Source organism: Micromonospora eburnea (assembly GCF_900090225.1).
Lineage (GTDB): Bacteria > Actinomycetota > Actinomycetes > Mycobacteriales > Micromonosporaceae > Micromonospora > Micromonospora eburnea.
The window spans coordinates 1,259,000-1,282,802 of the sequence record NZ_FMHY01000002.1 but is presented as its reverse complement, the minus strand read 5'-3'; the positions used below and the strand labels follow the sequence as shown (position 1 = coordinate 1,282,802).

Genomic DNA, 23,803 nt, shown 5'->3' with positions numbered 1-23,803 from the left:
CGCACGCTGCGCTCGCGCATTAGAGCTCGTCCTCGTCGAAGGCGGGGCGGACACCCCGGGCGAACATGATCTCGTCGTTGCTGGTGCCGGCGGCGACCATCGGCCAGACCATGGCGTCCTTGCCGACCACGAAATCGATGACCACCGGAGCGTCGTTGATCGCCATGGCCGCCGCGATGGTCTTGTCCACGTCGGCGGCGGTCTCGCAGCGCAGGCCGACGCAGCCGAGCGCCTCGGCGAGCTTGACGAAGTCCGGGATGCGGTGCTTGTGGGTGCCCAACTCGGTGTTGGAGTAGCGCTCCCCGTAGAACAGGGTCTGCCACTGCCGGACCATGCCCAGGTTGCCGTTGTTGATCACGGCGACCTTGATCGGGATGCCCTCCAGGGCGCAGGTGGCCAGCTCCTGGTTGGTCATCTGGAAGCAGCCGTCGCCGTCCACCGCCCAGACCGTGGTGTCCGGCTTGCCGACCTTCGCGCCCATCGCCGCCGGAACGGCGTAGCCCATCGTGCCGAGGCCGCCGGAGTTGAGCCAGGTGTACGGCTTCTCGTACGAGATGAACTGGCTGGCCCACATCTGGTGCTGGCCGACACCGGCCACGTAGATCGAGTCCGGGCCGGCAATCTCACCCAGCCGCTTGATCACGTACTGCGGCGGGAGGGTGCCGTCGGCCGGCTCCTCGTAGCCGAGCGGGTAACGCCGGCGCAGGTCGTCGAGCTGGGCCCACCAGTCGCCGAGGTCGGCGGCCGCCCGGGCCGCCCGCTCGGTGGTGACCGCGGCGATCAGCTCGTCGATCACGTGCCGGGCGTCGCCGACGATCGGCACGTCCGCGTGCCGGTTCTTGCCGATCTCGGCGGGGTCGATGTCCGCGTGCACGACCGTGGCGTCCGGCGCGAACGAGTCCAGCTTGCCGGTGACCCGGTCGTCGAAACGGGCCCCGAGGGCCACGATCAGGTCGGCCTTCTGCAGGCCGTAGACCGCGGCGACGGTGCCGTGCATGCCGGGCATGCCCAGGTGCTGCCGGTGCGAGTCGGGGAACGCGCCGAGCCCCATCAGCGTGGTGACCACCGGGATGCCGGTCAGCTCGGCCAGCCGGCGCAGCCCCTCGGTGGCACCGGCCTTGAGCACACCGCCGCCGACGTAGAGCACCGGACGGCGGGCGCCGGTCATCAGCCGGGCCGCCTCGCGGATCTGCTTGCCGTGCGGGTGCAGGGTCGGCCGGTAGCCGGGCAGGTCGAGCGTGGGCGGCCAGGAGAAGGTGGTCTGTGCCTGCAGGACGTCCTTGGGGATGTCCACCAGGACCGGGCCCGGACGGCCGGTCGCGGCCAGGTGGAACGCCTCGGCCAGCACCTGCGGGATCTCCTCGGCCGTCTGCACCAGGAAGTTGTGCTTCGTGATCGGCAGAGTGATGCCCTGGATGTCCGCCTCCTGGAAGGCGTCCGTGCCGATCGCCGGCCGGGCGACCTGACCGGTGATCGCCACGATCGGCACCGAGTCCATGTACGCGTCGGCGATCGGGGTGACCAGGTTGGTCGCGCCCGGGCCGGAGGTGGCCATGCAGACCCCGACCTTTCCGGTGGCCTGGGCGTACCCGGTGGCGGCGTGCCCGGCGCCTTGCTCGTGGCGGACCAGGATGTGCCGGACGGTGGAGTCGTAGAGCGGGTCGTAGGCCGGCAGGATCGCGCCGCCCGGGATGCCGAAGACGACGTCGACGCCGAGGGCCTCAAGCGACCGCACCAGCGATCCGGCGCCGGAGACCTGCGCCGACGCGGGCCGCCGTTCGGTCGTGGCGTCCGCGCCGGCCGGGACGGAACCGTTGCGGGGGTGGAGGCGTTGTCGGCGGCGCCGGCCGGCTCGGTGGCCGTACGGGCTCGCCGGGCGGAGTGGGCGAGGGTCTCTGGCGTGGGTCTCGTCATGGCGGTTCAAGCCTTTTGCTGGAGTGGGTGATGCGCTTCTCAGGATGGAACGCGGGCGTCCCGGCGATGGTCCGATGGCAACAAAAAAGCCCACGTGCAGATGCACGGGGCCAGCGCACTCTCGAGCAGAGGAGAGTGCGCTCAGGTAAGTACTCGCAGCGACCGGTTCGACGACATGCGGCTAAGCCTGACGCATCTCACGCGATGAGTCAACTGATCCCACATTCTGGTTAACGGACGTCGGCGTGTCCCGCTGCGGCACGCCCTCCGCGACCGATCCCACCTGCGAAGATCCTTCGTCCGGGGGACGTGCCGCCGGCACCGGCGCGGACGCGTCCGACCGCAGCCGGGGCAGCAGCGGCGACGAGCCGGGGCGCACCGACGTGATGGACGACGCCGGCGGCACCGGACTGGGACGCGCACCCGGCGAGGTCGCCGCCACCAGCATCGCCTCCAGGTGCTCGGCCGGCACCCCCCAACCGAAGAGCGCGCCCTGACCGAAGCGGCAGCCGGCGGCCACCACCGCGGCCAGCTCGGCGGGGTTGGTGACGCCCTCGGCGATCACCTCCAGCCCGAAGTGGTGCCCGAGGCGCATCACGATGTCCACCATCGGGGCGAACGCCGGACCGTCCCGGCCCACCGGCCGGACCGGCTCGTGCTCGGCGACCAGGCTGTGGTCGATCTTCAGGATGTCGATCGGCAGTCGGCGCAGCTGCCCCAGCGACGAGTAGCCCGTACCGAAGTCGTCCAGCGCGATGCGTACCCCGGTGAGCCGCAGCGCGGCCAGCCGGCGGATCAGCTCGTCCAGATCGGTGGCGACGGCGTGCTCGGTGACCTCCAGCACCAGCCGCTGCGGCGGTACGTGGTGGGCGCGCAGCGCCTCGGCGACCTGGACCACGTACTCCGGGGCGTGCAGCTCCCGCGGCGAGACGTTCACCGACACCCAGACGTCGTGCCCGTCGGCCAGCCACCGGGAGAGCTGGTAGCAGGCCTGGTGCAGCACCCAGGCGCCCAGCTTCGAGATCATCCCGCACTCCTCGGCGAGCGGGATGAACTCGTCCGGGCGGACGTTGCCCAGCTCCGGGTGGTGCCAGCGGAGCAGCGCCTCGGCGCCGACCGGACGCACCGACGGCAGCGAGGCCACCGGCTGGAACGCCAGCCGCAGCTCGTCGCGCTCGATCGCGCCGCGCAGCTCGTGCTCCAGCATGGTGCGCCGGCGCAGCAGCTGGTCGTACGCGGCGTCGTAGCGCTCGATGCGGTTCTTGCCCCGCTGCTTGGCATAGCGCAGGGCCAGGTCGGCGTTGCGCAGCAGCAGCGCGACGTCGGTCTCCCCACGGTTGCCGGCCACCCCGATGCTGGCCGACAGGAAGATCGGCCCGTCCGCCTCCTCGTAGGGGTCGCCGAGCACCCCGAGCAGCCGTTCCGCGACCGGCCCGGCGTCGCTCGCGCCGCGCATCAGCACCGCGAACTCGTCGCCGCCCAGCCGGGCGGCCAGGTCACCCGGGCGCAGGTTGCCGCGCAGCCGCCGACCGACCTCGGCCAGCACCGCGTCGCCGACGTCGTGCCCCCGCATGTCGTTGACGTTCTTGAAGCCGTCCAGGTCCAGGCCGAGCAGGACGCAGGGCAGGCCGGCGTCGGCGCAGCGGTGCAGCGCGCGCAGCAGCCCGCGCCGGTTGGCCAGCCCGGTGAGCGGATCGGTGTGCGCCAGCTCACGGAAGTGGGCCTCCCGGGCGGCCAGCCGGTCGGCGTAGCCCCGGACGTCGTTGAGGGCGAGGTACTGCCGGGCCACCAGGGCGAATCCCTCGACGCTGCCGGCGACGATGCCGAAGGCGTCGAACCCGCCGCCCTGGCTCAGGTGGTACATCGCTGAGGCGGCCATGGCGAACATCGGCGCGAAGGCGTACTCGCCGTCGCGGCGGATCAGGTCGACGTCGATCTGCCCGGGCAGATCGACCCGGTGCACCGCCGCGGCGACGCCGAGCAGGCCCGCGGCCAGCACCGCGGCGCCGGTGAGGGCCATCACCGGGCCGGCCTGGCCGAGCCCGGCGGACAGGACCAGCCCACCGCCGGTCACCGCGGTCGCCCCGGCGCCGAGCAGGACCAGCCGCCCGCGTGGCGGAGCGGACCGGAGCGCCATGATCAGGGTCAGCCCGGCGGTGAGCGCCGCGCTCATCGTGGCCAGCACGACGGGTGCGCTGCCCGCCGGGGTGAGCGCGCCGAGCAGCCGGGTCGGCTCGCTGAGGACCACCCACCCGACGAACCAGAGCGCACTCGCGATGATCACGCCGTCGAGCAGCAACCGGGCGGTGGCGGCCCGGGTGGCCGCGGCGCCGGGCAGTCGGAGCAGGGCCACGCCGAGCGCGAGCCCGCTGAGCGTGCCGCCCACCGAGACGAACGTCGCCCAGCCGGTGCGTTGCCCCGGCCGGTGGGTCCAGTCGTCGGCGGCCAGCACGGCGATGACGCCGACGATGAGGCTGAGCAGCGCGATCCCGGCAGCCACCGCGAGCAGCACGTGGGTCTGCCGGTGGGATCCGACCCGGCGGCGGGCCGAGGCGGCGAGCAACGCGGTGGCGCCGGCGGCGACAAGCCCGCTCAACGCCACGACGGTGACCACACCCGGGGTCGAATACACGACCTCAACTGTGCCGGATCCGTGCACCCGGAGACGTACCGGGTGTGCAACTGTTGGGACACAACCCGCGCGCCCGGGGGCCGCCGGGTTGGCGGTGCAACACTGGTAGCCATGCCTGAGCTGCGGTCGAGGACCTCCACGCACGGTCGGACGATGGCGGGCGCCCGGGCCCTGTGGCGGGCCACCGGGATGACCGACGACGACTTCGGCAAGCCGATCGTCGCCATCGCCAACAGTTTCACCCAGTTCGTGCCCGGCCACGTACACCTCAAGGACCTTGGCGGCCTGGTGGCCGGCGCGGTGGCCGAGGCCGGCGGGGTGGGCCGGGAGTTCAACACCATCGCCGTGGATGACGGCATCGCCATGGGCCACGGCGGCATGCTCTACTCGCTGCCCAGCCGGGAGCTGATCGCCGACGCGGTCGAATACATGGTCAACGCGCACTGCGCGGACGTTCTGGTCTGCATCTCCAACTGCGACAAGATCACTCCGGGCATGCTGCTGGCCGCGCTGCGGCTCAACATCCCGACCGTCTTCGTCTCCGGCGGCCCGATGGAGGCCGGCAAGACGGTGGCGATCGAGGGGGTCGTGCATTCCAAGATCGACCTGATCGACGCGATGATCGCCTCGTCCAACGAGGCCGTCACCGACGACCAGCTCGGCCAGATCGAGCGCTCGGCCTGCCCGACCTGCGGCTCCTGCTCCGGCATGTTCACCGCCAACTCGATGAACTGCCTCACCGAGGCGATCGGCCTGGCGCTGCCCGGCAACGGATCGACGCTGGCCACCCACGCCGCGCGCCGGTCGCTCTTCGTCGAGGCCGGCCGCACCGCCGTGGCGATCGCCAGGCGCTGGTACGACGAGGACGACGCCTCGGTGCTGCCCCGCTCGATCGCCAACCGGGCCGCCTTCGAGAACGCCGTGGCGCTCGACGTCGCCATGGGCGGCTCGACCAACACCGTGCTGCACCTGCTCGCCGCCGCCCGTGAGGCGGAACTGGACTTCGGGGTGGCCGACATCGACGCGATCTCCCGCCGGGTGCCCTGCCTGGCGAAGGTCGCGCCGAACTCGCCGCAGTACCACATGGAGGACGTGCATCGGGCTGGCGGCATCCCGGCCATCATGGGCGAACTGGACCGGGCCGGCCTGCTCAACCGGGACGTGCACGCGGTCCACTCGCCCAGCCTGGCGCAGTGGCTGGCCGACTGGGACGTGCGGGGCGGCTCGGCCACGCCGGAGGCGGTCGAGCTGTTCCACGCCGCCCCGGGCGGGGTGCGCACCACCGAGCCGTTCTCCACCACCAACCGCTGGTCGTCGCTGGACACCGACGCGGTCGGCGGCTGCGTGCGGGACCGGGAGCACGCGTACTCCGCCGACGGCGGGCTGGCCATCCTGCACGGCAACCTGGCCCCGGACGGCTGCGTGGTGAAGACCGCCGGGGTGCCCGAGGAGTGCCTGACCTTCCGCGGCCCGGCCAAGGTCTACGAGTCGCAGGACGACGCGGTGTCGGCGATCCTGGCCAAGGAGATCGTCGCCGGGGACGTGGTGGTGATCCGGTACGAGGGCCCGAAGGGCGGCCCCGGCATGCAGGAGATGCTCTACCCCACCTCGTTCCTCAAGGGCCGCGGGCTGGGCCGCTCCTGCGCGCTGCTCACCGACGGGCGATTCTCCGGCGGCACCTCCGGGCTGTCGATCGGCCATGTCTCCCCGGAGGCGGCCTCGGGCGGGCTGATCGCGCTGGTACGTGAGGGCGACGAGATCGTCATCGACATCCCGGCCCGGTCGATCCACCTCAACGTGCCGGACGACGTGCTCCAGGCCCGCCGGGTCGCCGAGGAGAAGCGGGACCGCCCGTACACCCCGACCGATCGGCAGCGGCCGGTCTCCGCGGCGCTGCGCGCGTACGCCTCGATGGCCACCTCGGCCAGCGACGGCGCCTACCGCCGCGTGCCTGAGTGAAAGGAGGGGCCCCCTGTTAACGCCTGCGGCATAGCAGGGGCCCCTTCTTAACGCTTCCGCCGGTAGGGTCGCGCGTCGTGGAGACGACGGTGAGTTACGCGCGACTGATCCGACCGGTGATCGACCGGGTGTACGTGGGTGCCCGCTGGGCGGCCCGGGCCCGGATGGAGGCGTTCTACGCGGAGCGGGGCGCGAGCCTCGGCGCCGAGAACAGCTTCTACTCGGGGCTGCTGGCCCGGCCGATGCCGGCCGACGCGATGGCCGACGGGCTGTCCTACACCGACGGTGACATGAGCCGGGAGCTGGCGCAGGGCGTGCTGAAGGTGGACGCCGAGGGCACCTGGCACCTGACCGAGCTGGGCCGGGAGCTGGCACTGTACGCGCAGCGGGCGACCGGCGAGGCCGCCGAGGAACTCTGGTCCGCCGGGCCGCCGATGCTGCCCGGCATGGCGTCGGTGCCCCGGCTGGCCGAGCTGGTCGGCCGGGTGCTGGCGCACGGGCTGGCCACCGGCGGCCCCGCGTTCCGCGCCATGGCCCCGGCGTACGAGCCGGACGACGCCTCGCCGGCGGTGCTGCTCACCACCCGGCTCGGCTCGCTGCGGCACCACCGGGCCGACGCGCACCGGGCGGCGTGGCGGGCCGCCGGGCTGACCGCCGAGCAGATCAAGGCGCTGCCCGACGGGCCGCAGCGGCAGGCGGTCGAGGCCGAGACCGACCGCCGCGACGCACCCGCGTACGCGGTGCTCAACGAGGACGAGCGCTGGGAGCTGCTCGCCGGGCTGGGCGCGCTACAGGGCTGACCGATCGAGATTCTGGACAGTTGCCGTGCACAGCGAACGGCAACTGTCCAAGAATCACGAAGGCCGCTTCGTGTCGTTGACGCAGCGCAGCACCGGGCGGCGGGTGAGGGCGGCCGGGTCGAGCGGGGTGTCCGCGCGCACGGTGAACGCGGCCGACTCCCCCGGCAGCAGGGTGACGAGAGACTGGTCGACCTCCGCCGACGGGTGCAGCCGGTCCGGGAACAGCGCCAGATCGCGCAGCACCGTCCGGGCGGTCACCCGGACCAGTTGGCCGCCGTCGACCGGCTCGACCGTGGCCTCCAGTTCCGCCGCCGGCCACTCGATCTCCCGGTCCTCGGCGAAGAACCACAGCGCCCGTTCCGCGACGTCGCCGGGCTCCGCGACCAGCAGTTCCCGCCGGGCCTCGTCCGGCCGCGCCAGCTCCGCCGGCAGCGTCAGCACCACCGACGAGTACGCGGGGACGTCGAGGTCCACCGAGGTCTTCGCCCTCGGCTCCCCGGCCAGAGTGAACCGGGTGACCGTGACCGGCCCCTGCCACGCCGCGCCGGTCTCGTTGACCGCCACCACGGCCAGGCCACCGTCGCGGGGCTGCACGGTGAGCAGCCGGTCGGCGTAGGCGCGGCGCAGCGCGTACCAGAGTGGCTTGCGCCGGCCGTCGCCGTCGACCGCCGACCAGGAGGTGACCGGCCAGCAGTCGTTGAGCTGCCAGACGATGGCGCCCATGCAGACCGGCCGGTGGGACCGGAAGTGCTCGACCCCGAGCTGGATGGCCCGGGCCTGGTTGAGCTGCGTGAGGTAGTGCCAGTCGTCGAAGTCTGCGGGCACCGGCAGGTGGGCGTCCAACCCGCGCTGGAGCTTCAGGTCCCCGTCGATCGCCTTCTGGTGGTGGGCCATGCCGGGCGAGTCGTGGGCGAGGGGCTCGTCCGAGATGGACCGCCGCAGGGTCGCGTACGCCGGGGGCGCCTGGTAGCCGAACTCGGCGACGAAACGGGGCAGGTATTCCCGGTACTTCGTGTAGTCGTCGGTGTTCCAGACGTCCCAGATGTGTGTGGTGCCGTACGCCGGGTCGTTGGGGTGCACGTCCTCCCGGCCCGACCACGGGCTGCCCGGCCAGTACGGCCGGGTCGGGTCCAGCTCGCCGACGATCCGGGGCAGCAGCTCCAGGTAGTAGCCCCGCCCCCAGGTCCGCCCGGCGAGGGGCTGCTGCCAGTCCCAGTCGTGCCAGCCCCAGATGTTCTCGTTGTTGCCGGTCCACAGGACCAGCGACGGGTGGACGGCCAGCCGGGACACCTGCTCACGCGCCTCGGCCTCGACCTCGGTGCGGAACGGCTCCTCCTCCGGATACGCGGCGCAGGCGAAGAGGAAGTCCTGCTGCACCAGCAGGCCGAGGGAGTCGGCCAGGTCGTAGAAGTCGTCCGACTCGTACCGGCCGCCGCCCCAGACCCGGAGCAGGTTGACGTTCGCCCCGACCGCCTGGGTGAGGCGTTCGGCCAGCCGCTGCTGGGTGACCCGGTCGGGGAACGCGTCGTCGGGGATCCAGTTGACGCCCCGGACGAAGACCGGCACGTCGTTGACGTGCAGCGTGAACGCGCTGCCGTGCGCGTCGGGGGCGGTGTCGAGGCGTACCGAGCGGAAGCCGATCCGCCGCGACCAGGCATCCAGCGCCCGGCCGTCCTCGGCGCGCAGGGTCACGTCGAGGTCGTAGCGAGGCTGCTCGCCGTACCCGACGGGCCACCACCGCTCGGGGTCGCGGACGGTGAGCGTCGCCACGACCGTGCGCTCCCCCGCCGCGACGGTGACCTCGGTGGCGACGCCGGCGACCTCGGCCCGCACGACCAGCGGGACGTCCGCCGCCCGCTCGACCTCGACGTGCAGCTCCACCCGGCCGGTGTCACCGGAGACGGTGACCAGTGGGCGGACGGTGGCCAGCCGGGCGGTCGACCAGGCGTGCAGCCCGATCTCCTGCCAGATGCCGGCGGTGACCAGGTTCGGCCCCCAGTCCCAGCCGAAGTTGCAGGCGGTCTTGCGGATGAAGTTGAACGGCTCCGGGTACGAGTTGGGACGGTCCCCGAGCCGGTCCCGGTGTGCCTCCGCGTAGCGGTACGGCGAGTCGAAGCGGACGGCCAGCACGTTCGCGCCCGGCCGCAGCAGGGCGCCGACGGCGAACCGGTACCCGCGGTGCTGGTTCTCGGTGCGACCGACGATGGTGCCGTTGAGGGTCACCGTGGCGACCGTGTCCAGCCCGGCGCAGACCAGGTCCACCCGGTCCACGTCGCCCGACTGCCAGTCGAAGGTGGTCTCGTAGACCCAGTCGGTACGCCCGATCCAGCCGAGCCTCGTCTCGTTGTCGTCGAGGTACGGGTCGGGGATGAGGCCGGCGGCGAGCAGATCGGTGTGCACGCAGCCGGGTACGGTGGCCGGAACCGCCGTGCCGGCGACCTCCGGCGGCACCTGCGGGCCGGGTACGGCCCGCAGCACCCAACCCTCGTGCAACGCCTGCCGGCTCATGCCACCGCCTCGCTGCCGAGCCTGGTTCGCTCGCTCACGACTTCACCGCGCCTTCCATGATTCCCCGGACGATCTGGCGTCCGCCGACGAACAACATCACCAGCAGGGGGATGGTGGCGACGAACGCGCCCGCCAGCACCCGCCGGTAGATCACGTAGTTGCCGCTGGCCAGGTCGGACACCGCCACCATCGAGGTCGGGTAGTCGCTGCCGCCCAGCGTGATCAACGGCCACTGGAACTCGTTCCAGGTGCCCACGAAGGTGAGCAGGCCGAGCACCGCCAGGGCGGGACGGAGCGCCGGCAGCACGATGGTGGCGTAGATCCGCATGGTGGTGGCACCGTCCACCCGCGCCGACTCGACCAGCTCGTCGGGCACGCTGTTGACGATGAACTGCCGCATGTAGAAGACGCCGAACGCGCTGACCAGACCGGGCGCGATGACCGCGAGCAGGGTGCCGTTCCAGCCGAGTTTGCCCATCACGATGTAGAGGGCGACCACCCCGAGCTGGTTGGGCACGGTGAGGGTGAGCACCACGAAGAGCATCAGGGCCTTGCTGCCCTTGAACCGCAGCTTGGCGAAGGCGAAGCCGGCCAGTGAGCAGAAGAAGAGCACCGAGGCGGTCACCACGCTCGACACGATGACGCTGTTGACCAGCGAGGCGGCGAAGTAGACGTCCTGGAGGGAGAAGACCTCGTCCAGGTTGACCAGGAACCGGTCACCGGGGACCACCGCCGGAGGGAGCTGCGCAAGCGCCTCGTCGGTGCTGGTGGCGATGACGAACATCCAGTAGAGCGGGAATGCGCCGAACAGGAACGTCACGGCCAGCAGCAGATAGGTCCAGATGCTGGCCGCGGTGTCCTGCGGGGCCCGTCCCATCAGCCGCGGACGGTTGCGCCGGGCCGGCGGGGTGGACGGCGGAATGGACGGCGGCGCGGTCACGGCGGTCATTTGCGCCCTCCGGACAGTCGGTTGGTGAGCAGGGTGTTGACGCCGGCGACGATCAGGATGATGAAGAAGAGCGCCCAGGACATCGCGGCGGCGTAGCCGAGGTTGAGGTCCTTCCAGCCGACCTTGTAGATGAGCTGGGCGATGGTCTGCCACTCCCGGCCGGAACCGCCCGTGGCCGCCTGCGCGTTCAGGTCGAAGAGCATCGGCTCGGTGAAGAGTTGCAGCCCGCCGATGGTGGAGAGGATGACGGTGAAGAGCACCACCGGCCGGATCATCGGCACGGTGATCCGCCAGAGCTGCTTCCACGGGCTGGCGCCGTCGAGCGCCGCCGCCTCGTAGACGTCGCGCGGGATGGACTGCATCGCGGCCAGGTAGAGCAGGGCGTTGTAGCCGATCCACTTCCAGTTGACCATGGTCGCGATGGCGATCCAGGAGTGCAGTTTGTCGGCGCGCCAGTCGATGGGGTCGTCGCCGCCGCCGATGCCAAACAGGCCGAGCACCCAGTTGGCCATGCCGAAGTCGCGGGAGAAGAAGACGCTGAACACCATGGTCGAGGCGACGATCGGCGTCACGTACGGCAGCAGCACCGCGACCCGCCACCAGGTCTGCGCCCGCAGCCTGCGGTTGAGCAGCGAGGCGACGATCAGCGCGAGCAGCAGCTGCGGCACGGTGGAGAGCAGGAAGATGCCGAAGGTGTTGTAGAGCGCGTTCCAGAAGTATTCGTCGCCGAAGAGCTTGGTGAAGTTGTCGAAGCCGGCCCAGTACGGCAGCGTCGGGTCGTCGAGCCGGTAGTTACGCAGCGCGACCACGCCGTTGAAGATCAGCGGGAAGAGCCCGAACACGATGAAGAGCAGGAAGAACGGCGCGATCATCACGTACGGCAGGTAGCGCAGGTCGAGGCGGTACAGCCGGTCACGCCAGGTCAACCGTGGTCTGCCGCCCCCGCGTCCGCGCTCCGGCGCGGCTCGGCGGCCCGGCGACGGTGTGGCTGCGGCACGGGTGGTGGACATCGGATCACTCCAGGGCCGAAGTGGTGACGGGACGGACGGTGACGGAGCGGGCGGTACCCCGCTCCGTCACCGGTGCTGCGACTGAGTCACTGCGGCGAGGCCGCCGTCAGGAGTTGGCCACCTTCTCCGCCGCCTTGACCGCCTCCGCCCAGGCGGCGTCCGGCTTCAGGCTCTTGCTCTCCACCCGGCGGATGACGTTCTCCACCTCGACCCGGGTCGGGCCGTTCTTCTTGCCGAGGTACTGCGGGGTCAGGCCCGCCGCCATCTTGGGGAAGATCTGCCCGACCGGCGCGTTGTTGAAGAACGGGTTCTTGAAGTCGGCGATCGCCGGGTCGGAGTAGAGGGCCGGCTGCGAGGGCAGGTTGCCCACCTTCTTGAAGATCTCGATCTGCTGCTCGGGCGCGACCAGCCACTCCAGCAGCTTGTACGCCTCGTCGACGTGCTTGCCCTGCTTGGGGATGGTCAGGAACGAGCCACCCCAGTTGCCGCCGCCGCCGGGCACCGCGGCGATGTCCCACTTGCCCTCGGTGCCGGGGGCGGTGTCCTTGATGTGGCCGAGCATCCACGCGGGGCAGGCGAGCACGGCGAAGGAGCCGCTGGTGAAGCCCTTGTCCCAGTCCGCCTGGAAGCTGGTGAGGTTGGCCGACAGGCCGGCCTCGATGCCCTTGACGGCGTTGTCGAAGGCGACCTTCGGGCCGCCGTCCATCTGGAGCTGCTCCTGCTCGTTGTAGAAGCCGACCGGCTGCTGGCCGAGGATCGGGTTGAACAGGTTGGTGGCCGAGTCGACGAACTTCTTCTTGGACTTGGCGGTGTACTGCTGGCCGACCTCGAAGAACTTGTCCCAGGTGGGCCAGAGCGCGGAGACCTGGTCCCGGTCGGTCGGCAGGCCGGCGGCCTTGAACAGGTCGGTCCGGTAGCACATGGCCAGACCGCCGACGTCGGTGCCGAGGCCGAGCTGGCTCTTGCCGTCGGCCGACAGCGACTGCTTCCACTTCCAGGGCAGGTACTTGCTCTCGTACGAGCCGGCGCCCTTGTCCAGCAGGTTGACGAACTTGTCGGACTGGCTGCGGAACTGGACTATGAAGCCCTCGTCGATCGCCGCGATGTCCGGTGCTCCGGTGCCGGCGACCAGCTTCTTCTGCAGGTCCTCGTGCTGGGCGTTGTACTCGCCGGAGTTCAGCTGGATCTTGATGTTCTTGTGCTCGGCCTCGTACTTGGCTTTGAGGTCCTGGAGGCCGAAGTCGCCCCAGAAGTTGATTTTCAAAGTGATCTGACCGTCGCCCGAACCCGAGTCGTCGGTACCGCTCTTCCCGCTGCACGCCGCGACCATGACCAGGCTGACGGCACCCACGGTGACCGCCCGAGCCCAGTGCGTCCAGGACCGTTTCATGTCATCCTCCGCGCCGAATGGGAACGCTCCCAAGATCGAGAAACGTTGACTGAACCGGATAAGTGAGCACACCGTACGATCGGCCCAATGCACTGTCAACGGCCGATCAACAGCGAGACCGTACGGTAACCTTCCGGGCCGCACGGCAGCGCGATCATGCGTGATGAAGCGCTCTCCAGAGCAGGATCGTGAGCGGGCCGATGGTGGCCGCCGCTCGGCGTGCTCGAACGCTTAACCGCGCAAGTGAGCCGTCCGGTCCAGCCCCGGGCCCGTCGCCACGCCCGATCCGCGGGCGCGACCCGTTGCAGTAGCGTGACAGCCGCCGGTCCCCCGGCGGCTGAGGAGTGTGCCCCCACGGGGCCCGGAGAAACTGGAGGAACGCGCCGGTGAAGCGGCCGACCATCGCCGACGTCGCCCGGCGGGCAGGGGTCTCGAAGGGCGCGGTGTCGTACGCGCTCAACGGGCAACCCGGCGTGTCCGAGGCGACCCGCCGACGCATCCTGGCGATCGCCGCCGAGATCGGGTTCAGCCCGAGCAGCGCCGCCCGGGCGCTCTCCGGCGCCACCGCCAACGCGGTCGGCCTGGCCCTGTGCCGGCCGGCCCGGACGCTCGGCATCGAGCCGTTCTTCATGGCGCTGATCAGCGGCGTCGAGGCCGAACTGTCGGCCCGCTCGTACGCGCTGACCCTACAGGTGGTGGCCGACCACGAGGCGGAGGTCGCGGTCTACCGCCGGTGGTGGGCCGAGCGACGGGTCGACGGCGTGCTCGTGTGCGACCTGCGGATCGACGACCGGCGGGTGCCGGCGCTGGAGGAGCTGCAGCTGCCGGCCGTGGTGATCGGCGGACCCGGGCACACCGGCCGCCTGGCCAGCGTCTGGTCCGACGACGCGGCGGCCCTGGCGGAGACCGTGGAATACCTCGTCGCGCTCGGACACCGGCGGATCGCCCGGGTCGGTGGCCTGCCCACCCTGCTGCACACCGAGATCCGAAACAACGCGTTCGACGCGGTGTGCCGACGGCTGGGACTGGACGACGCCACCACGGTCTGGTCGGACTACACCGGTGAGGAGGGCACCCGGGCCACCCGCCGGCTGCTCAGCTCCGCCAACCGGCCCACCGCGATGATCTACGACAACGACGTGATGGCGATCGCCGGGCTTTCGGTCGCCCAGGAGATGGGCCTCGCCGTCCCCGGCGACCTGTCCATCGTGGCCTGGGACGACTCCCCGCTCTGCCAGCTGGTGCACCCGCCACTGACCGCCGTCGGCCGGGACATCCCCGCGTACGGGGCACACGCCGCCCGGCAGCTCCTCGCGGTGATCGCGGGCGAGCCGGTCACCGTTTTCCAGGACGAGACCGCCCACCTCACACCGCGCGGCAGCACCGCACCGCCCCGACGCCGGTGAACCGGTTCAGGGCAACCGGCGGCCCGTCGCACCTGACGCTGAAAGACCAGTCACGTGACGCTGAAAGACCAGTTCAGCGGGGTGCGGCGCCGAACTCCTCGAACCACGCCTCGACCCGTTCCGGGGTGGCCGGGCGGGCGAGGGCGAAGCCCTGGCCGTAGCGGCAGCCGGCCCGGCGGGCCCCGGCGACCTGGACGTCGGACTCCAGCCCCTCGACGACCACCTCCAGGCCGAGCCGGTCGCCCAGCTTGGCCACCACCTCGATCAGCGGGCCGCGCCCGTCCGAGGTCGGCCCGACCAGGTGCGGGCCGACCTTGAGCAGGTCGATGGGCAGCCGGCGGAGCTGGGCCAGCGAGGCGTGCTCGGCACGGAAGTCGTCCAGCGCCGTCCGTACCCCGAGCGAGCGCAGGCCGGCGAGCCGGGCCACCACCGTGGGCTGCTCCACGGCGACGGCCGGCTCGGCGACCTCCACCACCAGGCGCTCCGGTGGCACGTCGTACGCGGCCAGGGCGGCCGCTGTCCGGGCCACGAAGTCCGCCGCCGCCAGCTCGCGGGGCGTGACGTTCACCGCCATCCACAGTTCCCGGCTCCCGTCCGACCAGTCGGCGAGCTGCCGGCAGGCCCGGTCGAGCACCCACCGTCCCACCTCGCCGAGCAGGTCCAGGTCCGCCGCGACCGGCAGCAGCTCGTCGGGCAGCACGGTGCCCAGCGCCGGGCTGCGCCAGCGCAGCAGCGCCTCGGTGCCCACCGGCTGCCGGTCGGCGAGGGCCAGCACCGGCTGGTAGACCAGGTCCAGCTCGCCCCGGGCGAGCGCCCCCGGCAGCTCCCGCTCCAGGTCCAGCCGGCGGACGAGCTGCTCCTCCAGGTACGCGTCGTACCACTCGACCCGGTCCCGGCCGAGCTGCACCGCGCGCCGCCGGGCCAGTTCGGCCTGGCGCAACACGTCCTCCGGATCGCCGCCGGTCGTCTCGGCCAGCCCGACGCAGACCCGGAGCCGGGTCATCCCGCCGGCCCCCGGGTACGGCCCGGTCACCGCGGCCAGGAGCCGGCCGCCCAGCGCGTACGCGACCACCGGTCCGACGTCGGTGAGCACGGCGAACTCGGCGTCGGCGAGGCGGGCCACCAGATCGCCGGGGCCGCAGCCGGCCCGGAGCCGCCGGGCGACCTCGACCAGCACCGGCCGGTCCGGGGCCAGGCCGTTGTCGGCACGGGCCAGGTCGACGACGAGCAGCGCGCCGCCCGCCCGTCCGCCGAGCCGGCGCAGCAGCTCGCCCCGGTCCGCCGGCGCGGTGAGCGGGTCGGCCATGGCCGGCCGGTCGTCGGCCAGGGCGGGCCGGCCGGCCGCCCGGGCCGGGCGGTCGACGCGGCGGCGCTGGTCGGCGACGGCGAGCAGCTCGCGGAGCACCATCGGCGGGACGACCGCCAGCCCCAGGGCGATCGCGGGTGCGGCGATCTCCCCCACCGTCCACAGGTGGTGGCCGGCGGCGAGCGCGGCGATACCGGCCGGCGCGGTCAGCGCGGGCCAGACCGCTGGCGTGCCGCCAGGCCGGGGTCGCGCCCCGGCGGCCGTACGCCGGGCGCCGCCGGCGGTGAGCAGCGCACCGGCCAGCAATGGAGGCGCGGCGGTCAGGACGGCCCACTCCGGAGCGCGGTAGGTGAGCAGCACCACGATCAGGGCCAGCCCGACGAGGGAGGCCGCCGCTCCGGCGAAGCAGCACGCCGCGCCCGGCCGGCGGTGCCGGTCCGCCCGCGCGGTCACCAGCAGCACCGCCGCGCAGGTCACGCCGGCGACGGTCGCGGTCGCCGCCGCCGGTGGCACCGGGCCGGGTGGCAGCAGCATCCAGGCCGTGAAGACCAGGCTGACGCCGAGGCTGAGGACGTCAACGCTCCGGCGGAGGCGTTCGGCGGCGGCGAGCCGGGACCGGCCGGGGAGCCGGTGCAGCGCCACGGCGTACAGCGCGGCGGTGACGGCGAGGCCGGTCAGCGCGACCGGCGGCCGGCGCGGCGGATCGGCCAGCGGCAGCACGGCGATGGTGAGACCGGCGGCCAGCACGGCCCCGTCGAGGATCGCGGCGCACCGTACGCCGGCCACGGCACAGCCGGTGGCGACGGCGAGCGCCACCGCGGCGAGGGGTGGGACGAGGTCGACGGCCCCGGCCAGGACGAGCAGCGCGCCGGCGAGCGGCACGACGAGGTCGGGCAGCGATGGCCGGTGGCGTCGACCGACGGCGGGGCGGGTGACGGGCACGTGCGGTCGCCTTCGTGAGGGGGCACGGGGCGGTGCTGTTGCGGAGCGGCGTGCGGGCTCAGCGGCGGGGCGGAGGATGGCACGGACGACCGGGCCGGGACCGGCGTGGCCATGGCTATGAACGACTCCCGACGCGCCCCCGTGACGGGACACCGGACGTGATACAGGTCACATGTGTGCCGCCGGTCGTCCCCGTCGCGCCCGCCGGGAACGGCCCGGCCCCGGGGTGCGATCATCGGGGGGTGAGCCGCCCCGACACCATCCGTTTCCGCCACAACCAGGCCATCCTGGTTGCCGCGATCGTCACGTTCGTCGGCGCGCTGCCGCTGGCCACCGCGAGCCTGTGGTTCTTCTGGGTACTGCTGATCCCGCTCGCGGTCCTGATCTGGGCGTGGCGGGCCGGCACCGACGCCGACTCCCGCGAGGTGCGCGTGCGGGCGCTCCTCGGGCAGCGACGGATCCCCTGGGATCGGGTCGCCGAACTGGCCGGCGACGCCCGCGGCCGGGGGATCGCCCGACTCGACGACGGGGAGCTGCTCGTGCTCCCCGCGGTACGCGCCGACGACCTGCCCCGGCTGGTCTCCGCCACCGGGCAGGAGCTGCCCGGCGACACCGACTGAACGAACCGGGACGGCACCCGAGGATCGGCCGGAACGGACCGGTCAGTAGCCGTCCACCACCCGGTTCGCCAGCGGCGCTCCGGACACGAACCGGCGTAGCTGCTCCCCCACCAGCCGGTACGCCCGGGGCAGCAGGCCGCGTACCGAGCCGGCGACGTGCGGGGTGAGCAACACGTTCGGCAGCTCCCACAGCGGGTGGTCGGCGGGCAGCGGCTCGGGATCGGTGACGTCCAGGGCGGCCCGCAGCCGGCCGGAGGTCAGCTCGGCCACCAGCGCCGGCATCCGGGCCACCGGGCCGCGCGCCGCGTTGACCAGCAACGCGCCGTCCGGCATCGCGGCGAGGAACTTCTCGTCGACCAGCCCCCGGGTCCGCTCGGTCAACGGCACCAGCAGCACCACCACGTCCGCCTCGGGCAGCAGGGCGGGCAGCTCGTCCACCCCGTGCACCCCCTCGGCGGGACGCGGGCTGCGGGCGACCAGGGTGAAGGTCACCTCGAACGGGGCCAGCCGGGCCTGGACCGCCGCGCCGATCGAACCCGCCCCGACGATCATCACCCGCTTGCCGGCCAGCTCGTCGGTTGGGGCCACCTCGGCGTACGCCCACTCGCGGCGGGCCTGGGCCCGGGCCAGCGGGCCGAAACCGCGCAGCGCGGACAGGATCGCGGCGACCACCCACTCGGCGGTGGCCGAGTCGTGCACGCCCCGGGCGTCGCAGAGCGTCACCCCGTCGGGGACCCGCCCCACCCAGGCGTCCGCCCCGGCGGAGAGCAGCTGCACCACCGCCAGGTCGGGCAGGTCGGCCAGCAGCGCGGCGGCGTCCCCGCCGGACAGGAACGGCGGCACCCAGAAGCGCACGCCGGCCGGGGACGACGGCAGCCGGGTCGGGTCCTCCAACAGCTCGACGGTGATGCCCGACGGCAGCTCACCGAGGAGGGCGCGGCCGGCCGGGTGCGGAATCCATACCTTCACGACTGCCGACGATAGTCGTCGCGCCCGCCGTACCAGCCGGTCGGCCGCGGCCCGGCTACCCTGGGGCGGGTGAACGCCCGTCCCCCGTACCCCCGCAGCGGCCGCCTCCGGACGGCGCTGGCGGCGCCCTGCGCGGCGCTGCTGCTGGGCACCGCCGGTTGCGCGTTCGGCGAGCCGGACCCGGACCCGGCCGGCGCGCCGCCGAACCTGCCCACGCCCTCGGCCACCGCCAGCTCCGGCGGCGCCGGGCAGCAGGTGGTGGTCACCGTGTTGGCCAAGGGGCTGGAGGTGCCCTGGGCGATCGCCTTTTTGCCCGACGGTGGCGCGCTGGTGACGGAACGGGACAGCGGCCGGATTCTCCAGGTCGGCCCCGAGTCCGGGCCGGGGGGCATGAACGTGGGCGTGGTGCAGACCGTGCCGGGCGTGGTGGCCGACGGCGAGGGCGGGCTGCTCGGCATCGCCGTCTCCCCGTCGTACGCCAAGGACCGCACCGTCTTCGTCTACTACACCTCGGAGCAGGACAACCGGATCGCGAAGCTGCGACTGGGCGGATCACCGACCCCGATCCTCACCGGCATCCCGAAGGCCGGGAACCACGACGGCGGGGGCCTGGGCTTCGGCCCGGACGGCTACCTCTACGCCAGCACGGGCGACGCCGGGAAGACGGCCAACGCACAGGACCCGAAGAGCCTCGGCGGCAAGATCCTGCGGATCACCACGGACGGCAAGCCCGCGCCGGGCAACCCCACCCCCGGCTCCCCCGTCTGGTCGCTGGGGCACCGCAACGTCCAGGGCTTCGCCTGGACGCCGGACAAACGGATGTACGCGGTGGAGTTCGGCCAAAACACCTGGGACGAGATCAACCAGATCAACAAGGGCGGCAACTACGGCTGGCCGCAGGCCGAGGGACGCGCCGACGACCGGCGCTACGTCGACCCGATCACGCAGTGGCCCACCGCCGACGCCTCCTGCTCCGGGCTGGCCGCGGCGGACCGCCTCCTGGTCACCGCGTGCCTGCGCGGGCAGCGGCTCTGGTTGGTCGAGCTGACTGCGAACGGTGGCGTTCTCGGCCAGCCGCGCGAGCTGCTGACCGGCAAGTACGGCCGGCTCCGGGCCGCCGCGGTCGCGCCGGACGGCTCGGTCTGGGTGAGCACGTCCAACCACGACGGGCGGGGCAAGCCGGCCGCGGAGGACGACCGAATACTGCGCCTGGTCTTCGCCGACGGCGGGGCCGGGCGCAGCTGAAGCCGGCCGTACGGCCTAACAGTCGAGCAGGCCCGGGCTCCCCGGGTTTTCCACGATCCCTCAATGGGCAGGTCAGGATTGAACATGGACGGCCAGGAGAACGAGCGACGCGGCACCGCGGACGAGGCGGCCCCGGAGACCGGGCAGGCCCGCCGCCGGGCGTTCCGCTGGCCGGGCGCCGGGTGGTGGTTCGCCGGGCTGCGCCGGCTCGGCCTCGCGCTGGCCGTGCTCGTGGTCACCCTCACCGGGATCGTCGCCGGCACGTACGCCGGTGGGCACCAGGGCACCGACATCGGACCGTTCCGCGCGCAGCTCAGCCTGAGCCCGTCACTGAGCGGGGGCACCACCATCGACGTGCCGCCGCTGGGCGCGCTGCTGCTGGACAGCCACAACGGGCCGGCCTACCTGACCGTGGAGCTGGGCTCGCTGGACCAGCGGCGTACCGAGGCGCTGCTCGACGACCCGGCGAACATCAGCCGGGCCAGCCAGTCCGCCGTCGAGGATGTCCGCGTCGGCGTGATGCGCCTCGGGCTCAAGACTCTCGCCTCGGCGGTGCTGGCCACCCTGTTGCTCGCCGGGCTGGTCTTCCGCAACGTGCGCCGCACGGCCTGGGCCGGCGGCCTGGCGCTGGCGATCACCGGGAGCAGCCTCGGCCTGGCCGCCGCCACCGTCCGCCCCCAGTCGATCGAGGAGCCCCGCTACGAGGGGCTGCTGGTCAACGCGCCGGCGATAGTCGGCGACGCGCGGCGGATCGCCAACGACTACACCAGGTACGCCGAGCAGCTCCAGCGGATGGTCGGCAACGTCAGCCAGCTCTACACGACCGTCTCCACGCTGCCGCTGTACGAGCCGGCACCCGGCTCCACCCGGGTGCTGCACGTCTCCGACATGCACCTGAACCCGACCGGCTGGTCGCTGATCCGGACCGTGGTCGAGCAGTTCGGCATCGACGTGGTGATCGACACCGGGGACATCACCGACTGGGGCAGCGAGCCGGAGGCGTCCTACGTCGGCTCGATCGGCCTGCTCAAGAAGCCGTACGTCTACATCCGCGGCAACCACGACTCGCCGCGCACCGCCGCGGCGGTGGCCCAGCAGCCGAACGCGATCGTGCTGGACAACTCGACGACCACGGTGGCCGGGCTGACCATCGCCGGCATCGGCGACCCGCGGTTCACCCCCGACAAGGAGACCTCGCCGGCCGGCAGCGGGCTCACCGCGCAGGTCGCCGACCAGATGATCGGCGCCGGTGAGCAGCTCGCCACCACGGTGCAGAACTCGCCGACCAAGGTGAACATCGCCCTGGTGCACGACCCGGCCTCGGCCGGGCCGCTCTCCGGCGCGGCCCCGCTGGTGCTCTCCGGGCACCTGCACGAACGGCAGGTGGCGAAGCTGCCGCAGGTGCCGGACAAGGACCCGACCACGCTGATGGTGGAGGGGTCCACCGGCGGCGCCGGGCTGCGCGGCCTGGAGGGCGAGAAGCCCACCCCGCTGACGATGACCGTCCTCTACTTCGACCAGGACAAGATGCTCCAGGCGTACGACGAGATCACCGTGGGCGGCACCGGGCAGTCGCAGGTCAACCTGGAACGGCACGTGATCAAGGAGCCGGAGAAGGGCGCCCAGGTGCCGGTCACCCCGACGCCCACCCGCGGCGGGCCGGAGTCGTCGACACCGACCCAGACCCCGGCCCGGACTCCGACCGCGACCCCCACCCGCTGACACCGACGCCGGGCGCTCCCGCCATCGCGAGGAGCCGCCCGGCGGCCGGTGACCCGGGTCAGCGCAGCGAGAGCGCGGCCAGCGCGGCGTTGACGATGCTGCCGGGCAGCAGGTCGTGCAGCTCGTACAGCTCGCGGACGCTGCCGGACTGGCCGAACTCGTCCACCCCGAGCGGCACCGCCGGGGCGGCGAGCGCGGAGCCGAGCCAGGCCATCGCGTGCGAGGCGGCGTCGTGCACGGTCACCACCGGCACCCGGTCGGCGAACGCCGACCGCAGCGCGCCGGGCACACTCGGCACGGTCGCCGTGCGTACGCCCTGACGCAGGGTGCGCTGCCAGGCCCGGTAGAGCCGGTCCAGGCTCGTCACGTCGACCACGTGGGCGGCGACACCCTCCTCCGCCAGCTCCGCGGCGGCCGCCAGGACCTCGGGCAGCACCGCGCCGGAGGCGGCGAGCTGCACGACCGGGGCGTCCGCCAGCTGCGGGTACGCCTCGTGCGCGTCCACCAGCCGGTACGCCCCGGCGACCACCTGCCGGCGCAGCACCGCGTCGCCGATCCGGGCCCGGGCCGCCTCGAACGGCGCCTGGTCGATCGGGCGGGTGCTGAGCCGGAAGTAGTACGCCCCGTCCTCGCTCGGCGCGGCGGTGGCGGTCGGCGCCGTTCCCCCGGCGATCTGGCCGAGCGCGTCGCAGAGCAGCCAGTCGAGGCTGCCGGCGTACGCGGGCTCGATGAACGTGACGCCGGGCAGCTCCAGGCCGACGGAGGCGGTGATGGTGGACTGGTGGGCGCCGCCCTCCGGGGCGAGGGTGATGCCGGACGGGGTGCCGGCGACCACGAACCGGGAGCCGGAGTAGGTGCCGTAGAGGAAGGCGTCCAGGCCACGCAGCACGAACGGGTCGTAGACCGTGCCGACCGGCAGCAGCGGCTGCCCGGACAGGTCCCAGGACAGGCCGAGCTGGCCGAGCAGCAGGAACAGGTTCATCTCGGAGATGCCCAGCTCGATGTGCTGGCCCGCCGGGCTCTCCGTCCAGCGCAGCATCCGGTCCTCCGACCAGGAACGCTGCGCCGTGGGGGCGAACACGCCGGTCTTGTTGATGAACCCGGCCAGGTTGGTCGAGGTGGCGACGTCCGGCGCGGTGGTGACCAGATAGGGGGCAACGTTCTCGTCCCGGGCCAGGTCGACCAGCACCCGACCGAAGACCTCCTGGGTGGAGACGGGCTTGTTCGCGCGTACCCGGGTGGTTTCCGGGACGGTGACCCCCAGCGCCCGCTCGCGGGGCGCGCGGGACAGCGCCTCCCGACGCTCGCCGGCCCGGATGCCGGCCGGGGACGCCGGGTCGAGGCGGTCCCACTCGGCGTCGACGGTGAGGCCGTGCGCCGCGCGCAGGGCGTCGACCTGTTCGGTGGTGAGCAGCGCCGAGTGGTTGCGCGGGTTGCCGGCGATCGGCAGGCCCCACCCCTTGACGGTGTAGGCGAAGACCACGCTGGGCCGGTCGGTGACCGCGTCGCACTGGGCGTACGCGTCGAGCATGGCCTCGATGTCGTGCCCACCGAGGTCGGTGACGAGCGGGCCCAACTCGGCGTCGGGGATGTCGGCGACGAAGGCGGACACCTCGGCCGGCGCGCCGTCGAGGAACTGCTTGCGCAGAGCCGGCCCGGTCAGCCCGAACAGCGACTGGTACTGCTCGTTCGGCATCAGGTCGATCCAGTCGCGCAGCGCCTCGCCGCCCGGCCGGGCGTACGCCTCGGCGAGCCGGCGGCCGTACTTGACCTCGACGACGTGCCAGCCGGCGGCCTCGAACTGGCCGCGCCACTGGTTGATGCGTACCCCGGGGACGATCCGGTCCAGCGACTGGCGGTTGAAGTCGACCAGCCACATCACGTTGCCCAGCCCGGTGGTGGCCGGGTCGGCGACGGCCTCCCAGATGTTCCCCTCGTCCAGCTCGGCGTCGCCGATCAGGGCGACGAACCGGGAGTGCGGGCGCTGGCCGAAGTGCGCGTCGACGTAGCGGCGGGTGACCGCCGCGAAGAGCGGCGCGGCGGCGCCGAGACCGACCGAGCCGGTGGAGAAGTCCACCTCGTCCGGGTCCTTGGTCCGCGACGGGTACGACTGCAACCCGCCGCGCGCCCGCAACCTCGGCAGGTACGACCGGTCCAGGTTGCCGAGCAGGTACTGGATGGCGTGGAAGACCGGCGAGGCGTGCGGCTTGACCGCGACCCGGTCCTCGGCGTCCAGGTGGGCGAACCAGAGCGCGGTCATCGCGGTGACCAGGGAGGCGCTGGAGGCCTGGTGTCCGCCGACCTTCACCCCGTCGCCGGTGTTCCGGTCGTGGTTGGCCGCGTCCACGATGCGGGTGGCGAGCCAGAGCACTCGGCGCTGGATCTCGTCGAGCACGTCGAGGTCGTGCTGGTTCACGGTGGCTCCATCCGG

Annotated in this window: 14 protein-coding genes and 1 pseudogene; 6 read left to right on the top strand and 9 right to left on the bottom strand. The window is 72.8% G+C overall.

Features of this window, described 5'->3' with window-relative positions; genetic code table 11:
- Positions 1–19: 19 nt before the first annotated feature.
- Positions 20–1,914, bottom strand: a pseudogene (locus GA0070604_RS06115) (acetolactate synthase large subunit).
- A 181-nt stretch (positions 1,915–2,095) separates the two neighbouring features.
- Entirely contained in the window at positions 2,096–4,546 is a 2,451-nt protein-coding gene (locus GA0070604_RS06110) for a putative bifunctional diguanylate cyclase/phosphodiesterase (RefSeq protein ID WP_091115518.1), read from the bottom strand.
- Positions 4,547–4,657: 111 nt separating this feature from the next.
- Here GA0070604_RS06110 and ilvD point away from each other — a divergent pair, with 111 nt between their 5' ends.
- Positions 4,658–6,505, top strand: a complete 1,848-nt coding sequence (ilvD, locus tag GA0070604_RS06105) for a dihydroxy-acid dehydratase (protein ID WP_091115514.1) — start codon at positions 4,658–4,660, stop codon at positions 6,503–6,505.
- A gap of 89 nt (positions 6,506–6,594) precedes the next feature.
- Positions 6,595–7,305: a hypothetical protein gene (locus tag GA0070604_RS06100; RefSeq protein ID WP_091126931.1), complete on the top strand. Its 711-nt coding sequence runs from the start codon at positions 6,595–6,597 to the stop codon at positions 7,303–7,305.
- Positions 7,306–7,359: 54 nt separating this feature from the next.
- Here the strand turns inward: GA0070604_RS06100 and GA0070604_RS06095 are convergent, their stop codons facing one another.
- From GA0070604_RS06095 to GA0070604_RS06080, 4 genes are all read right to left on the bottom strand, one after another.
- Positions 7,360–9,813 (bottom strand): glycoside hydrolase family 2 protein, encoded by a 2,454-nt coding sequence (locus GA0070604_RS06095; RefSeq protein ID WP_091115510.1) that lies wholly within the window; start codon positions 9,811–9,813, stop codon positions 7,360–7,362.
- A 34-nt stretch (positions 9,814–9,847) separates the two neighbouring features.
- Complete coding sequence (locus GA0070604_RS06090) at positions 9,848–10,690, bottom strand: carbohydrate ABC transporter permease (RefSeq protein ID WP_208602227.1); 843 nt, start codon at positions 10,688–10,690, stop codon at positions 9,848–9,850.
- A gap of 68 nt (positions 10,691–10,758) precedes the next feature.
- Complete coding sequence (locus GA0070604_RS06085) at positions 10,759–11,772, bottom strand: carbohydrate ABC transporter permease (protein ID WP_091115503.1); 1,014 nt, start codon at positions 11,770–11,772, stop codon at positions 10,759–10,761.
- A 106-nt stretch (positions 11,773–11,878) separates the two neighbouring features.
- Positions 11,879–13,162, bottom strand: a complete 1,284-nt coding sequence (locus GA0070604_RS06080) for an ABC transporter substrate-binding protein (protein ID WP_091115499.1) — start codon at positions 13,160–13,162, stop codon at positions 11,879–11,881.
- Positions 13,163–13,548: 386 nt separating this feature from the next.
- On the opposite strand from GA0070604_RS06080, the gene GA0070604_RS06075 reads away from it, so the two are divergent.
- The gene (locus GA0070604_RS06075) at positions 13,549–14,568 is read left to right on the top strand and encodes a LacI family DNA-binding transcriptional regulator (protein WP_091115495.1); all 1,020 of its coding nucleotides are present in this window, start codon (positions 13,549–13,551) and stop codon (positions 14,566–14,568) included.
- Between the two features lie 73 nt (positions 14,569–14,641).
- On the opposite strand, the gene GA0070604_RS06070 is transcribed toward GA0070604_RS06075, so the two are convergent.
- The gene (locus GA0070604_RS06070; RefSeq protein WP_091115491.1) at positions 14,642–16,816 is read right to left on the bottom strand and encodes a putative bifunctional diguanylate cyclase/phosphodiesterase; all 2,175 of its coding nucleotides are present in this window, start codon (positions 16,814–16,816) and stop codon (positions 14,642–14,644) included.
- Positions 16,817–17,058: 242 nt separating this feature from the next.
- On the opposite strand from GA0070604_RS06070, the gene GA0070604_RS06065 reads away from it, so the two are divergent.
- Complete coding sequence (locus tag GA0070604_RS06065) at positions 17,059–17,436, top strand: PH domain-containing protein (protein ID WP_091115487.1); 378 nt, start codon at positions 17,059–17,061, stop codon at positions 17,434–17,436.
- 42 nt (positions 17,437–17,478) lie between these two features.
- Here the strand turns inward: GA0070604_RS06065 and GA0070604_RS06060 are convergent, their stop codons facing one another.
- A complete protein-coding gene (locus tag GA0070604_RS06060; protein WP_091115484.1) occupies positions 17,479–18,405 on the bottom strand; it encodes a 2-hydroxyacid dehydrogenase in 927 nt (308 codons plus the stop codon).
- A 69-nt stretch (positions 18,406–18,474) separates the two neighbouring features.
- Between GA0070604_RS06060 and GA0070604_RS06055 the strand changes: the two genes are divergently transcribed.
- Together GA0070604_RS06055 and GA0070604_RS06050 are read left to right on the top strand one after the other, a co-directional pair.
- Positions 18,475–19,650, top strand: coding sequence for a PQQ-dependent sugar dehydrogenase (locus GA0070604_RS06055; protein ID WP_091115482.1), 1,176 nt, complete (start codon positions 18,475–18,477; stop codon positions 19,648–19,650).
- Between the two features lie 84 nt (positions 19,651–19,734).
- Positions 19,735–21,372, top strand: coding sequence for a metallophosphoesterase family protein (locus tag GA0070604_RS06050; protein ID WP_091115477.1), 1,638 nt, complete (start codon positions 19,735–19,737; stop codon positions 21,370–21,372).
- A 58-nt stretch (positions 21,373–21,430) separates the two neighbouring features.
- On the opposite strand, the gene GA0070604_RS06045 is transcribed toward GA0070604_RS06050, so the two are convergent.
- Positions 21,431–23,788, bottom strand: a complete 2,358-nt coding sequence (locus GA0070604_RS06045) for a transketolase-like TK C-terminal-containing protein (RefSeq protein ID WP_091115473.1) — start codon at positions 23,786–23,788, stop codon at positions 21,431–21,433.
- Positions 23,789–23,803 lie beyond the last annotated feature (15 nt).

Coding starts and splice junctions, on each gene's coding strand:
- GA0070604_RS06085 (WP_091115503.1), bottom strand. CDS start 11,772: ATGTCCACCACCCGTGCCGCAGCCACACCGTCGCCGGGCCGCCGAGCC.
- GA0070604_RS06050 (WP_091115477.1), top strand. CDS start 19,735: ATGGACGGCCAGGAGAACGAGCGACGCGGCACCGCGGACGAGGCGGCC.
- GA0070604_RS06090 (WP_208602227.1), bottom strand. CDS start 10,690: ATGGGACGGGCCCCGCAGGACACCGCGGCCAGCATCTGGACCTATCTG.
- ilvD (WP_091115514.1), top strand. CDS start 4,658: ATGCCTGAGCTGCGGTCGAGGACCTCCACGCACGGTCGGACGATGGCG.
- GA0070604_RS06095 (WP_091115510.1), bottom strand. CDS start 9,813: ATGAGCCGGCAGGCGTTGCACGAGGGTTGGGTGCTGCGGGCCGTACCC.
- GA0070604_RS06080 (WP_091115499.1), bottom strand. CDS start 13,162: ATGAAACGGTCCTGGACGCACTGGGCTCGGGCGGTCACCGTGGGTGCC.